The sequence below is a fragment of the Legionella rubrilucens genome, assembly GCF_001468125.1.
In the GTDB taxonomy this organism is placed as follows: domain Bacteria; phylum Pseudomonadota; class Gammaproteobacteria; order Legionellales; family Legionellaceae; genus Legionella_C; species Legionella_C rubrilucens.
Genome location: NZ_LNYT01000003.1, coordinates 74,485 through 87,734 on the forward strand (window position 1 = coordinate 74,485; position 13,250 = coordinate 87,734).

Genomic DNA, 13,250 nt, shown 5'->3' on the forward strand with positions numbered 1-13,250 from the left:
AAATGGAACTGCATAAGTTACTCTATCGTCAACTGAACCGCACGGAGTGCAAGGTTGATGTGCCGCCCAGTGACATTCAGCATTGGGAGGAATTTCTTTCCCGCATTAATAAAACATACCAGGAAGCCGACATGGAGCGCTACATGCTGGAACGCTCCATGGACCTCTCCTCGCGCGAGATGATGATGTTGAATCAACGCCTGGAGAATGCGCAAAAAATAGCCAAATTATGCTACTGGCATTATGACTATGAAACGCAGTATGTGACCTGGTCTAAAGAAATTTACAATCTGGCATCCTTGCCGGTTGGTCATAATAGCCGTGATGATTTTATGGCGATCGTTCATCCTGATGATCGCGATAAACTGCTTGAACTCGTCGACCGCGCCATTCATCAGCGCATCAACTACGAATATGACATGCGGGTTATCAACAATGAAGGACAATACGGCTGGTTTCGGACCGTAGCCCATTGCCTTGAGGACCCAATGAAACTGGCGGGCGTGCTGATTGATATCACCGGCAGTAAAAAGGCAGAAGCCAAGATTAAAGAATTAAACCAGAAATTATTAGTCAGCGCACGCCGTGCCGGCATGTCCGAGATTGCGACCTTTATTCTGCACAACATTGGCAATGTCTTAAACAGCCTCAACATTTCTCTGGGCAGCTTAAAAGAGAGTATGGAGCAGCCCTATTTTGAAAAATTGAAAAAAATAACCTCATTAATCGAGGAAAATCGGCACCATCTGAGTGAATTTTTGACAGAGGATGAAAAAGGCCGATTAATCCCCGATTATTTAGTTGCGCTCAGCGACATGATTAAGAAACAAAATGAGAGTAATCAGGAAGAACTGGTAAGCATTGAAAACAATTTGCAGCACATCAAGGACATTGTTGCCATGCAGCAGACCTTTGGCGGAGTGTCTGGCGTGGAGGAACGGGTTCTCCTGTCCGAACAATTGGAAACCACCCTGCAGATGTTGGTTAATCCTCATAAAGACAAGGCGCTGACTATTCATAAACAGTTTATTCCCGGCGCCTATGTGGTGACAGATCGCTCAAAATTGCTGCAGATTTTAATTAATCTGGTTCAAAATGCCAAAGAAGCGGTTTACAGCAATCCAGACGATCGGGAAAAAAGGGTCGATCTAATCATTCAAAAGGACCAGGACAATTACGTGATCCGGGTGATTGACAACGGCGATGGTATTTTACCGGAAAACATCAACCGCATATTTTCCTTTGGCTTTACCACCAAAAAGGATGGGCATGGGTTTGGTCTGCACAGCAGCGCCATCGCCGCTCAAAACATCGGCGGCTCTCTGGCTGCCCGCAGTGACGGTCCCGGCAAAGGCGCCGAGTTCATCTTGACACTGCCGATTAAGCAGGCACAGGATGGAGCGATATTCAATGAATAACATCGCCTTACGCCTGATGATCATCGATGACAATCCTGCCATCCATCAGGATTTTATCAAGGTATTAACGGATAACACCCGTACGCGATCATTCACTGAACTGGATCAGGAACTTTTTGGCGACGAAAAGAACAATCAACAGGACAAAGATGCCTTACTGCCTCAGTTTATTATCGACACCTCCGAACAGGGGCAGGAAGGCGTTGAAAAAATCAAAAAGGCACTGGCTGAAGGCAAACAGTATGCACTGGCTTTTGTGGATATCCGCATGCCCCCCGGTTGGGATGGTCTCGAAACAATAAAACAAATCTGGAAAGTAGATAAAGACATCCAGGTGGTGATTTGTACAGCTTATTCCGATTATACCTGGGATGAGACGGTTCAGAAGCTCGGCATCAGCGATAATCTTCTGGTGCTTAAAAAACCATTCGATAAAGTGGCTGTTCGTCAATTGGCCTGTGCCTTGACTCGCAAATGGCTTCTGGCCAAAGAATCCCGAGTGCATACAGAACAATTGCATCAATTGGTTTCCGAACGTACCCAATCCCTGCAGCACTCGCTCTCCCTGTTAAGAGCAACCATCGAATCCTCCACTGATGGCATCATGGTGGTCGACCTCCACGGTAAAATCATTGATTACAACAGTCAGTTCTTAAAAATCTGGAATATACCGAAAAACCTGGTTGAATTAAAAGAAGAAAACAAGGTCACCGATCACATTGCCAGGATGCTCTACAATCCGAGTGAATACCTGACTCTGCATAAGCACCTTGTTGAGCATAGGGAAGGGACTGGTCTTAAAATTATCAAAGTGAAGGAAAACCGGATTATAGAATGCTATTCGCAGCCCCACTGTGTTAATACCGAAACCGTGGGACGCGTCTGGAGTTTCCGTGACATCACCGACAGGGCCTTACTGGAACAGAAGCTGGAACACCAGGCAATGCATGATTCATTGACGGGTCTTCCTAACCGTATCCTGCTTGATGATCGTATTCGACAGGCCATCGCCAATGGCGGGCGTTACAACAAGTTTTTTGCCATTCTGTTTATTGATCTCGATCGCTTCAAACTGGTTAATGACAGTCTTGGCCATGAGTTTGGTGATAAATTATTAAAGTCCATTGCCAAACGCCTGTCTTCCCTTATCCGCTCTGAAGACACGTTAGCGCGGCTGGGGGGCGATGAGTTTGTTCTCGTGATACCGGGTTTAAAAAACCCGGAAGACAGTGCCTCCATTGCTCAGAAAATCCTGACCTCCTTTAATCGGTCATTTCATATTGCCAATCGTGAAATCAATATCGTCGCCAGCATGGGCATTAGCGTATACCCCACGAATGGCAAAACAGCAACCACGCTGTTAAAAAATGCAGACATTGCCATGTATGAAGCCAAGGAAAAAGGCGGTTCGCAATTTAAGTTTTACACCAGCAAATTGAATCAGCAATTATCAAAGCAGGTGCAACTGGAAACAGATCTCCGCAATGCCCTGGTGAGAAAAGAATTTTTTCTGCTTTATCAGCCGCAGTTTAATCTTAAAGATCGAAAGTTACAGGCCGTTGAAGCCCTGCTGCGTTGGCAGCACCCTAAACGCGGATTAGTGCTGCCCATAGACTTCATTCCTTTTGCAGAGGAGTCCGGGTTAATTGTACCCATAGGCGAATGGGTGATCGAGGAAGTCTGCCGCCAGATTAATGCCTGGAAGGAGAGCGGGTTACCGAATATCCGGGTGGCTGTCAATGTAGGAACCCAACAATTAAGGCAAAGCAATTTCGCATCAACAGTTAACAGACTGCTCAAACAATACCATATTGGTCCGCAGTACATCGAAATCGAAATCACTGAAAACGTGATCATTGCCCACACAGAAATTCACCGCATGATTCAGCAGCTTAAAAAGCTGGGCGTTAAAATAGTTCTGGATGACTTTGGTACAGGCAATTCCAGCCTGAATTACTTAAAACGAATTCCATTCGACCGTTTGAAAATCGACCAATCGTTTGTCCAGAATATCAATAAATCCCGTAGCGATGAGGTCATTATTGAAGCCATCATTGCCATGGCTCGCAGCTTGAACTTTAAGGTACTGGCAGAGGGGGTGGAAACGCAGAATCAAATGGAATTTTTAGCCGGTCAGCATTGCGATGAGGTCCAGGGGTACCTGTTGAGCCGCCCAGTCTCTGCTGACACTGTCAACCAGATTTTAAGCGATGAAATAGCCCAGAATAAAAAAATCAAAAAGAAAAAAAAGAGCTAAACGGTCGTATGAGGCATAATGGCTTGCAATTGGAGGATAAACTTTGTAGGGTGTTTCTTTTGTCTTAAGAGTACGCCATGAAATTAACTGCCAAACTGCTACTCCCCTTGCTTAGCCTGCATTTCGCTTCTGCCCAGGCTGTGTGTGTGACCAATGAAACCGATTTTAAACTGTATTATGAGATCCAAAACCAGAATACCGGCTGCCCCGTACCCAAAGAGCGCTTCCACAGCGGGTATTTAAATGCGCACGAAAAACGTTGTCACGCCCATTCCAAATCCGAAGGGGATGATTGGAAAATCTACCGCAAGGATGTCATTACTGTCTATAAAATTGACCCGAATGGACATCAACTGGCCTGTAATAAACGGGTAGAAGGGATTCTTAATTTCCTCGAGGTGAGTTATCTGGCTAATCAGTGGTGGTGCCTCGATCGAAGCGACTACGAAGATTAAGGATGGCCTCTGAGCATTCCAGGTGTTCTTCTAGCCCACTCCGAAGGGAACTGCCTGTTTCAGGAGAAGAGACATGAAAACCTTAGTCATCACTGGAGTCAGTCGCGGCATTGGCTTGGCTGTAGCCCGTTATTTTCTTGAAAAAGGCTGGAAGGTCATTGGCAGTTCAACCCGGGGTGTTTCTCCGCTGACGCATCCCTTATTAACCCTCTTGCCTCTTGATTTGGCGAATTCTGCAGGCATCCAGACATTTGCCCGGGCATTACCTGATTTTGATTTATTAATAAACAATGCCGCGGTGTTATTGGATTGGAATCAGGAGGCCGCCATTGACCTTGCCCTGCTTAAAACCACGTTTGCCATCAATGTGTTTGGTACGATTGAATTAACCGAGGCCTGCCTCAATAAGCTCGCGCCGCAGGGGAAAATTATCAATGTATCCTCCAGTTGGGGGTCGTTTGCGGCCAATGATTCACCTTATCAACCGCAGTACAAAATGTCCAAGGCCTGTCTTAACCTGTACACTAAACTGTTAGCAGAGCGTTTTCCTTCGCGCGTTGTCGCCAGTTTTGACCCCGGCTGGGTTAAAACTGACATGGGCACTGAGGCGGCGCCGACCCTGCCGTCTGACGTGGCTGAGGAACTTTACAGGTTGGCGGTCACTCTTAAGGAAAGCGGCTATTTCTGGCATCGAGGCCACAAAATTCCCTGGTAACCGGATTAACTGGCACTGGCGATGTACCGCAGCACCAGCCCCGTCTCGCGTTCCCCCCGCTTCATTAAACCCTGATAGAATTTGATGATAATTTCAGCGCCTTTGGTTTTATCAAGTGAGGCCGATTGTGGGTTCTGAAAGGTCAGCTCCACGGTGTGACCACCGTATTCCGCAGCCAGGGTGTCAAACAATTCGCCAAGGAGCGTCTGGGCTTCAAGAATCTCATGCCTTGAGAGGGCGGGGGCAGGGTGGTTAATTGCACTGACAATAATGTCTTCCTTGGCTTTTAGCAATGGGTTGATGTAGCTTTGTGAGGCGCTGACCAAGTCTTTCATTTCCGGCTCATTGGCAAATCGTTCCGGAAACTCGGACATCAGTACCAGTTTGGGGTTGAGTTTGAACAGGTGCTGATAAAAAACGAGCGTGCCTTTAATCTGGTTATAAAGCGCTTTATTTGAGGAATAAACCGCGTATTTCATCACTTCTGCATTCACGAAGTCGCTGGTTTTATAGAGAATCTGTTGCCCATGATTGCTGAGAATGTCTTTTTTGACCTCCGCTACATAGCGATTGAATTCGTCCGGTGATTTTTTTGCCAGCAAAGCAAACAGGGGGCTTGCCTTTTTAATTTCATTTTCAAAATTGGCAGCCTGATAATAAGGGATAGCATAAGTGCGGGTTAGAAGCAGGGCAAGCATAACAGCCAGAACAGCCAACAGCGAGGTCGTCTTTCTCTCAAGGTTGGCATAATAGCAAAGTCCGGTGACAAGGGCTGCGGCGAACACGCCTGCGAGAATGTAAATAAGAATAGTCATCATGGGCTCTTGTTTTTATTCTTGTTTAAAGAATAGTACATGGTATTCAAATCGTACGGCTTTCTGTCGAGTTCATGAGAATTTTTTAACGGTTCCTCTTTGGATGCGCAATGGGGTTGAGGATTATCCACAAATTCTGTGGATAACTCTGTGTATACGCTGTCAGATGCTTTATAGTCTATAGTGATAAGCCAGAAGGGACTAAAAGGAAGAGAAGGTATGGGTATGGAACAAAAGATTGCGCAATTTTTCACCTCAGACGCCTATGCAGTGGTTGGCGCGTCCAATGATCGCAATAAATTTGGCAATAAAGTGCTGCGTTGTTATTTACAACACCATAAAAACGTTTACCCTGTGCATCCATCGGAAATGATTGTCGAAGGTGTGGCTGCTGTAAACGCCGTAAGCCATTTGCCCGATACAGTGAAAAGCATTTCCATTGTCACGCCTCCGCCGGTAACCGAGAAAATCATTGCCGAGGCCATCGCGCGGGGAATTGAGAACCTATGGATACAACCCGGTGCGGAGAGCAGGAAGGCAATGGATGAGGCGTTGCAGCATGGCTTAAATGTAATCGGCGGGGGGCCTTGTATTTTGGTGGCGCTTGGCTGCGCTGTTGAGTGATCGCTTATCAATTGAAAAGACAGGTTGAACTATGAATTTAAATCAGGACACACCGTCTGAAAGACTGTTTTCTTATGGTACGTTGCGTTATGAGTCAGTTCAACTGGCCACTTTTGGGCGGACCCTTTCAGGGAAAGCCGATGAGCTGTGTGGTTATTCATTATCCATGGTGACAATTCATGATCCCGACGTGGTTGCAACCAGCGGAGATACCCTGCACCCGATTCTGCATTATACCGGCAAACAGTCCGATTGCGTGGAAGGGATGGTTTTTTATGTCAGTCTTGAGGAGTTAAAACGGGCTGATGAATACGAAGTAGCCGACTACCGGCGCGTCCAGGTTCAGTTGGAGTCGGGGGAGGAAGCCTGGGTCTATGTCAGTGTGGAGGCTTTGAACACCTAGCAGCCGTCCGATTCGCCGCTTAAGTTTGATGCGGCTTGATGGTTTTAAAATCGCCGTTTTTCAAGACAATACCCCGATAGAGTCCTTTGCATTCATTGGTGCTCCACATCCCTTTGGTTACCCCTCGCTGTCCCCGTTTAAACAGGTAATAATGAATGCGGTCCTCCCACACTTTGCCGCGGCTCATGCCCCGGGCCCGAAGTTCGCCCTGCATAAAATAAAAATCATTAATGGCGCGGACGTGAAACGTCGCCTGGTCAAGAATAATGCCTCGATTGGTGATGATGGGGTGGGTGAGCGCGCCGTTTACGGTATGAACAAACCGTCCGGGTGTGTGTTCATCGCAATAGGCTTGATTGACGTAGCGTTGCGCAGGTACCGCCTGATAGTAGGTGCCTTGCCAGGTCGTTGTGTCGCCTGGGGCGGCAAAAACAGGGCATAGATTAACCAAAACCAGACAACCAACCAGCCATTTCCCATTCATTCTTATTCAATTCCGTACTGCCATTTTGCGGGGCTGCATTGTAATCCATTTTTTTTAAAAAGTATAAAATCAGCGTAGAGGTTAATAATTCTGGCTTTTTAATGTTCTGTTAAGTTAGATTTGATATAAATGATCAGTTCAAATTCACTGTAAACGCATGAGTTCACCCACTCTTATTATAAAAAACACCCTGGCTCACGATAAAAAACGACAGGCGGCTCTCCATGCCGCGATCGATATTTCAGCCACGATGTACAACTGTTTTTTTCATGCTTATGCCCTGCATCTGATGGCTAATGGTCAGCCTTTCCCTGATGATTTGTTTACAGTTCATGAGTTGGACAACAGTGAAGTTAAAGCGTTAAAGTCCATCGTCAACAGTGAGCGCGACCTGTCCCTTTTCGAAGACTATGACAAGGTAACCACTGGCGACAGGCAGAATCATCTGGCCGAAAAAGTGCTTGTACTGGGAGTATTATTTCGCAGCTGGTTTATCCATCGCGTCAGAAATAACCCGAAAATGAGAGACGTGCTGTTTGATGACAGGGATACTGTGGGCATTCCTTTTTACTATTTAGTCGAAAGTTTTGATGCCGGTGAAGACTGGTTGAGGGAACAGATCAACACATCAACCAATCATTATGAAGCCAACAAGATTTATTTTGATACACTGCACTTAAATCGGATCACGCGCAGTTCGGCCCTGTCTTTTTGGGAAGAAAAAGGGTATGACAATTACCTTCGATACCTCAATCAATCCTGGGTGAAGGTTTTTGTACATGAAGTTGAATTCATGCTGCGCTTTAATGACGTCTCCTACACGATTTACAATAAAATGGACGCCTGCGTGTCTTCAGAAAAAAAGACCGGAGGCTTCCATCTGGAGTTGGCGATTCATGCGGACTATGACCATTTTTATTTGATACCGAATGAGAACACAGCGGCTTTTCTTGAACAATACAATACCCAACACCAGCGAAGCCTCATAGAGCGCAGTGCCGTATTGAGTCTCGAGGGTCATGACAAAGTGGCATTGACAAAAAAATCACCTTTCTTATTGCTGGCAGTCATGCTGCCAACGTCAGAGCTGACTGGAAAGACTCCGCTGGCAATCATGATTGAGCGGTTGCAGGAATTACAATCAGAAATAGCCTTGCGGCGACACGACAAATCCAGCCCTTTAAGTATTTTTTCGGATGCGAAAAACCCGCCGGACCTTAAGGATTTAATCCCCAAAACAGCCCCTTCCGCCTCATCAACGGCAGTTCATCCTTTGAAATCCCTGTCTGATCTACTCTCCATGGAAACGATGGAACCCCTGGTTTCTGCCCACGTCTTAAAGCCGCCGCCAGTGGAAAGCGTCAAGCCAGCATCATCTGAGGTAAAATGGAAGTGCCAACGGTTGACGGAGAAGGAAACAAATTATGCCTATGCGCTGTATGGCCTCGAGCAGAAGGTACGGGAATTTAAAGAATTAAGCGAGGATGGAAAAGTACTGAGGTACAAGGAAGCCTTTGATGAAATCGATGCCTTGCATCAAAACTTAAAAAGCTTCTGGGACGATTACAGTAAGTCCGATAAAAAGGAGAAGGCTTATGAACTTTTCGCACAGAAGTCACTCGCGGAGATTGCCAAAAACAGGCAGCGAATTGAACGCCATCGCGGTTGCGGACAAATTGTAACCAATCTGGTGCTGGGTGTAGTGGGTATTGTGATCTTTTATTTTGCCGCCTGTGCCATCAAATGGGCCTTTAATAAGCATTTCTTCTTTAAACCCAATACCGAGACGGCCACTATCATTCAAACCCTGGTGGAGAATTTGGACAAGCTTAAGACAGACGAAGCGAAGGAAGTGATCGAAGAAGAGGTCATTAATCCGGGCTTGGGTAGTGAGTGCCTGCTTCCATTTAAGTAAATCGCCCGTTTGACGATAAATAAAGCAGTTCAGAGCAAAGGGATATAGGCTAAACGCTTCTAGCAGGATAAAAGGATGCTTGATCCACAACACGAAGAAAAATATACGGCTTCCAAATGGCGATTGTTGTTTGTCTATCATTTTTACCGCCTCGGCTGTGTGCTGCTCTTTTTTGGCATATTGATCTACGATGCCCTGGGTTTTCACGATTACAATTGGCCATTTATTGCACTAAATACCATGTATCTGGTGATGGCGCTGCTCTTTCTGTATTTGCAGTACCTTCATCGACCTGGCTTTAAGACGCAGGTTATTATCTCGGGAACAATGGATATCATTGCACAGGCTTTACTCATCAGTCTGCTTGGCAATACCCGTTCCTGGCTGGGTATCCTGTTGAATGCAACCATTGCTGCGTTAAGTATTCTGGTGCCCGGACGTCTGGCTATTTTTTTTGCATCCATTGCCAGTTGCATGTTGTTGGGTTTCAGTATCCTGCAATACATTCACAGCGACTCGGATAATTTGAGTACCTTCTTTTACAGCGGGGTGCATGGCGCCGGGATCTTCGCCACAGCAATCACCGCCTGGTACCTGGCCAACCGCGTCCGTGCCAGCGAAACACTGGCTGTGCATCGCAGCCACGAATTGGCCAGTATGCAGCGCATCAATGAATACATTGTCGAGCGGCTGCATTCCGGCGTTATTTATGTTGATGCCAATCAGACAATCAAATTAATTAATGGGGCAGCACGTCAATTTTTCAATTGCCTGCAAACCCGGGATTTAGCGACCATTGACCAGTTGTCGCCAAGTTTGGCTAAAAAATACCAGGACTACCTGAAAAAGATCATGGATAATTTCCGTCCCGCCAAAACCATTATTAACGATCCTTACTTGAGGGTTCATTTTTTTCCGACACAGGTCGGGACGAAGGTCGCGGTTTTAATCCTTTTAGACGACATGAGTGCAGTCTCACAACAGGCACAGCAATTGAAACTGGCGTCTTTGGGTCGTTTTTCCGCCAGCATTGCCCACGAATTGCGTAACCCTCTGGGGGCCATCTCGCATGCCGTGCAACTGATGGGGGAGAATGACACGCTTACTGAAGATGATTTACGGCTTAAAGAATTGATTATCAATAATTGCCATCGTATGAATCGGGTGATTAAAAATGTCATGCAGCTCTCACGAAGGGAGCAATCACAACAGCAAGTCATTGATTTAGCCTCCTTTCTTAATCAGTTCAAACAGGACTTCTGCAGTCATTCCGCCTGTTCAATTCAAATCGAGCTGCCAGAAGTACCCCTGTTGCCTTTTCATTTTGATAAAAGCCAACTTGAGCAAATTTTGGTTATACTTTGTGATAATGCCATTCAACACGGGAAAGATAAGACAGGTCAGGTCGAAATTACCATCAAAGCCAGGCAAACGGAGCAAAATACGCAGTTAATGGTCTGCGATACCGGTCCGGGCGTGAAAGAATCGGTCATGGATGCCATTTTTGACCCATTTTTCAGTACGGTCAGAACCGGTTACGGCATGGGCCTTTACATTGCCCGTGACCTGTGCGAAATCAATCAGGCCAGCTTAAATGTTATGAATAGGGAAAAAGGGTGTTGTTTTACCATCACCTTAAATCAGGCAAGTGAGATGCTATTATGAGTAAGACCAAGATCCTTGTGGTGGATGATGAGCCGGATATCTGTGAACTGTTGTCGTTAACCTTAAAGCGCATGGGTTTAAACTGCGATACGGCCAATACCTATCAGCAAGGCATCCATTTTATCAATTCAGAGGATTATTCCCTGGTATTAACGGACATGCATCTTCCTGACGGTGACGGCATTGAACTGGTAAAATACATTCAAAAAAGCCGCCCGCAGATTCCTGTGGCCGTCATCACGGCGTATGGAAACGTGGACGGTGCCGTGAATACGCTTAAGGCCGGGGCGTTTGATTACGTCTCCAAGCCCATTGATCTTCCCATGCTTAAGGACTTGGTAAAAACGGCATTGTCCATGCAGCAGAAACCCATGGTGTCACGCGATGATGTGCTGCTCGGCAATAGTCCCATCATGCAGGAATTGCGGCAAAACATCGGCAAACTTGCTCGCAGTCAGGCGCCTGTTTTTATTCTTGGGGAATCCGGGGTTGGTAAGGAGTTGGTGGCGCAGTTGATTCATAACCAGGGGCCGCGTGCTGAAAAGCCTTTTATTCCGGTAAACTGCGGCGCTATTCCCTCTGAACTTATGGAATCGGAATTTTTCGGCCATAAAAAAGGCAGTTTCACCGGCGCCATCGGTGACAAATCCGGTCTTTTTGTGGCAGCCAATGGCGGCACTCTTTTTTTGGATGAGATTGCCGAGCTGCCCTTGGCCATGCAGGTGAAGCTGTTGCGGGCGATTCAGGAAAAAGCCATAAAACCCATAGGCGAACACAATGAAATCCCTGTTGATGTGCGGATTTTGAGCGCCAGCCATAAAAACCTGCAGAATGAAATTGCCTGCGGCCGTTTCAGGCAGGATTTGTATTATCGGGTGAATGTGATTGAGTTACGGGTGCCGACTCTCCAGGAAAGGTTATCGGATATCCCGCTGCTGGCCAACCACATATTGCAGCATTTGGCCGCTGAACAGCATCGGCCAATGGAACCTTTGTCCAAGGCCTGTATCCAGGCCCTGCAGAATTACCATTTTCCCGGCAACGTGCGTGAGCTTGAAAATATTCTGGAAAGGGCGATGGCGATGTGTGAGGGAAATACCATCAGTGTGGACGACCTGCATCTACCGGCAGCCCCCCCTGTGGCGGTGTCTGTTGAAGAAAACGCCGTAGCGTTGCCGTCTGCCCCGCTGCCGAAAAACCTTGACGGCTCCCTGTATGAACATGAGAAAGAGCTGATTCTAAGCGCCCTTGAAAAAACAAAATGGAACCGCACGGCGGCGGCCAAGTTGTTAGGTGTGAGTTTTAGAACATTAAGGTACCGCCTGAAAAAACTGGGTCTTGATTAAACCGGTATCGTTTCTGAGCCCAATGCCGTTTTGGCCGTTATGGATTTTTTATAAACCAGGCTGATCGCCTGCCCATCCCAGACATAACTGTAGTGGCTTCCCTGTTTACAGCTGATCAGGGTTTTGGGTCGAAACAAGGCAAAATTTTTCCCTTCACCCCGTACGGAATGATAAACAAGGCCATCCTCGCCGAGCTTCTTAACCGCTGCGCCAAGACCCTGGCCGTATTGATAATCCGTGCGATGATAAACCGGGTGCGATTCCGGATTAAGCGGCAGAAGGTCGTAGAGGGTCGCGTTAAACTGAGCCACGAGGCTTCGCATGTCTATTTCTTGAGCCGGTTCATGGGTGTACTGTAAAAAACGCTGACGATGATAGACCGTTTCCGCGATCGCCGTTTCCAATCGTTCCGCCGCATAGAAAATGCCATAATCGCCATTGGAAAAACGGCTGCCGTCGGGGTTGGTGTGGGTAAAGGCAGCCATGATAAAACCGCTTCCCGTGGTGCCAAAAACCCTTTCTTTTGCAGGCAGCAGGCCCAGATTACCGACTTCATCCTGAATACGGGGATTCGTCAGGGACTGCACTTTATACAGAGCCTCGAATTCCTCTGCATCCGCCACATCCTCAAACAGTGAAATCGGAGGAAATTTGGAAGGAATTAATCGATAGCATCGCTGGGACGCAAACCTTGTCTTTTTCAGTGTGTCGATGAGGGACATCATGCTTTACCGCCTCGCTCGGCATTTAAACGGCTGGCAATGGACCATAAGTCGACCACACGGCCCTGCATCATGATGGCCATGGCGGATTGACCATTGAAAAAAGGAGCATGGTTTGGCTTTCGAACCCAGCCATACACCGATTCGGGATGAGAAAAGAGGATGCGCAATGCGGCATGAATATTCAAAAGGTAGGATAAACGTTCGGCCAAATCACGGCTTATCAGGGCCTTGTCCGGATCGCTTTTGTATTTAAACAGGGTTGAGCGTTTTAAACCCAGAAGCGTCTGCATTTCTTCGGTGCTGCAGTGCCATCTTTCAAGGATGGCCACGACTGCTTTAAAGGCGGCTTGCAAATCATTCATCGTTAATGGGGTATTTGCCGTAAATGGTATCATTGTTGCTGTCCCTGTTGGCTGTTCCTTAGTCTA

Annotated in this window: 13 protein-coding genes; 9 read left to right on the plus strand and 4 right to left on the minus strand. The window is 46.9% G+C overall.

Going from position 1 to position 13,250, the window contains the following annotated elements; genetic code table 11:
* Positions 1–2: 2 nt before the first annotated feature.
* The 4 genes from Lrub_RS00930 (at position 3) to Lrub_RS00945 (ending at position 4,845) form a co-directional block, all read left to right on the plus strand.
* On the plus strand, positions 3–1,418 hold the full coding sequence (locus Lrub_RS00930) for a sensor histidine kinase (protein ID WP_058530328.1): 1,416 nt from the start codon (positions 3–5) through the stop codon (positions 1,416–1,418).
* Entirely contained in the window at positions 1,411–3,675 is a 2,265-nt protein-coding gene (locus Lrub_RS00935; protein ID WP_058530329.1) for an EAL domain-containing protein, read from the plus strand. The genes Lrub_RS00930 and Lrub_RS00935 overlap by 8 nt, the downstream gene beginning before the upstream one ends.
* A gap of 77 nt (positions 3,676–3,752) precedes the next feature.
* Positions 3,753–4,130 (plus strand): hypothetical protein, encoded by a 378-nt coding sequence (locus Lrub_RS00940; protein WP_058530330.1) that lies wholly within the window; start codon positions 3,753–3,755, stop codon positions 4,128–4,130.
* Positions 4,131–4,203: 73 nt separating this feature from the next.
* The gene (locus Lrub_RS00945; RefSeq protein WP_058530331.1) at positions 4,204–4,845 is read left to right on the plus strand and encodes an SDR family NAD(P)-dependent oxidoreductase; all 642 of its coding nucleotides are present in this window, start codon (positions 4,204–4,206) and stop codon (positions 4,843–4,845) included.
* A gap of 5 nt (positions 4,846–4,850) precedes the next feature.
* On the opposite strand, the gene Lrub_RS00950 is transcribed toward Lrub_RS00945, so the two are convergent.
* A complete protein-coding gene (locus Lrub_RS00950) occupies positions 4,851–5,663 on the minus strand; it encodes a hypothetical protein (protein ID WP_133134063.1) in 813 nt (270 codons plus the stop codon).
* A 222-nt stretch (positions 5,664–5,885) separates the two neighbouring features.
* Between Lrub_RS00950 and Lrub_RS00955 the strand changes: the two genes are divergently transcribed.
* Positions 5,886–6,284 (plus strand): CoA-binding protein, encoded by a 399-nt coding sequence (locus Lrub_RS00955; RefSeq protein ID WP_058530397.1) that lies wholly within the window; start codon positions 5,886–5,888, stop codon positions 6,282–6,284.
* Positions 6,285–6,315: 31 nt separating this feature from the next.
* Entirely contained in the window at positions 6,316–6,687 is a 372-nt protein-coding gene (locus Lrub_RS00960; RefSeq protein WP_058530333.1) for a gamma-glutamylcyclotransferase family protein, read from the plus strand.
* A 19-nt stretch (positions 6,688–6,706) separates the two neighbouring features.
* Here the strand turns inward: Lrub_RS00960 and Lrub_RS00965 are convergent, their stop codons facing one another.
* Complete coding sequence (locus Lrub_RS00965) at positions 6,707–7,171, minus strand: hypothetical protein (RefSeq protein ID WP_058530334.1); 465 nt, start codon at positions 7,169–7,171, stop codon at positions 6,707–6,709.
* A gap of 157 nt (positions 7,172–7,328) precedes the next feature.
* Here Lrub_RS00965 and Lrub_RS00970 point away from each other — a divergent pair, with 157 nt between their 5' ends.
* From Lrub_RS00970 to Lrub_RS00980, 3 genes are all read left to right on the plus strand, one after another.
* Positions 7,329–9,086 carry a hypothetical protein gene (locus Lrub_RS00970; RefSeq protein WP_058530335.1) on the plus strand — a complete coding sequence of 586 codons (1,758 nt, stop codon included), beginning with the start codon at positions 7,329–7,331 and terminating at the stop codon, positions 9,084–9,086.
* A gap of 75 nt (positions 9,087–9,161) precedes the next feature.
* On the plus strand, positions 9,162–10,751 hold the full coding sequence (locus tag Lrub_RS00975) for a sensor histidine kinase (protein WP_058530336.1): 1,590 nt from the start codon (positions 9,162–9,164) through the stop codon (positions 10,749–10,751).
* Positions 10,748–12,097: a sigma-54-dependent transcriptional regulator gene (locus tag Lrub_RS00980; RefSeq protein ID WP_058530337.1), complete on the plus strand. Its 1,350-nt coding sequence runs from the start codon at positions 10,748–10,750 to the stop codon at positions 12,095–12,097. Before Lrub_RS00975 ends, Lrub_RS00980 begins: the two co-directional genes overlap by 4 nt.
* Here the strand turns inward: Lrub_RS00980 and Lrub_RS00985 are convergent.
* Both Lrub_RS00985 and Lrub_RS00990 read right to left on the minus strand, forming a co-directional pair.
* The gene (locus tag Lrub_RS00985; protein ID WP_237760721.1) at positions 12,094–12,822 is read right to left on the minus strand and encodes an RES family NAD+ phosphorylase; all 729 of its coding nucleotides are present in this window, start codon (positions 12,820–12,822) and stop codon (positions 12,094–12,096) included. The genes Lrub_RS00980 and Lrub_RS00985 overlap by 4 nt on opposite strands.
* Positions 12,819–13,184 (minus strand): MbcA/ParS/Xre antitoxin family protein, encoded by a 366-nt coding sequence (locus tag Lrub_RS00990; RefSeq protein ID WP_237760722.1) that lies wholly within the window; start codon positions 13,182–13,184, stop codon positions 12,819–12,821. The genes Lrub_RS00985 and Lrub_RS00990 overlap by 4 nt, the downstream gene beginning before the upstream one ends.
* Between the last annotated feature and the right edge of the window lie 66 nt (positions 13,185–13,250).

Coding starts and splice junctions, on each gene's coding strand:
- Lrub_RS00950 (WP_133134063.1), bottom strand. CDS start 5,663: ATGATGACTATTCTTATTTACATTCTCGCAGGCGTGTTCGCCGCAGCC.
- Lrub_RS00970 (WP_058530335.1), top strand. CDS start 7,329: ATGAGTTCACCCACTCTTATTATAAAAAACACCCTGGCTCACGATAAA.
- Lrub_RS00975 (WP_058530336.1), top strand. CDS start 9,162: ATGCTTGATCCACAACACGAAGAAAAATATACGGCTTCCAAATGGCGA.
- Lrub_RS00930 (WP_058530328.1), top strand. CDS start 3: ATGGAACTGCATAAGTTACTCTATCGTCAACTGAACCGCACGGAGTGC.
- Lrub_RS00960 (WP_058530333.1), top strand. CDS start 6,316: ATGAATTTAAATCAGGACACACCGTCTGAAAGACTGTTTTCTTATGGT.
- Lrub_RS00955 (WP_058530397.1), top strand. CDS start 5,886: ATGGAACAAAAGATTGCGCAATTTTTCACCTCAGACGCCTATGCAGTG.
- Lrub_RS00965 (WP_058530334.1), bottom strand. CDS start 7,171: ATGAATGGGAAATGGCTGGTTGGTTGTCTGGTTTTGGTTAATCTATGC.
- Lrub_RS00980 (WP_058530337.1), top strand. CDS start 10,748: ATGAGTAAGACCAAGATCCTTGTGGTGGATGATGAGCCGGATATCTGT.
- Lrub_RS00945 (WP_058530331.1), top strand. CDS start 4,204: ATGAAAACCTTAGTCATCACTGGAGTCAGTCGCGGCATTGGCTTGGCT.
- Lrub_RS00990 (WP_237760722.1), bottom strand. CDS start 13,184: ATGAATGATTTGCAAGCCGCCTTTAAAGCAGTCGTGGCCATCCTTGAA.
- Lrub_RS00985 (WP_237760721.1), bottom strand. CDS start 12,822: ATGATGTCCCTCATCGACACACTGAAAAAGACAAGGTTTGCGTCCCAG.
- Lrub_RS00935 (WP_058530329.1), top strand. CDS start 1,411: ATGAATAACATCGCCTTACGCCTGATGATCATCGATGACAATCCTGCC.
- Lrub_RS00940 (WP_058530330.1), top strand. CDS start 3,753: ATGAAATTAACTGCCAAACTGCTACTCCCCTTGCTTAGCCTGCATTTC.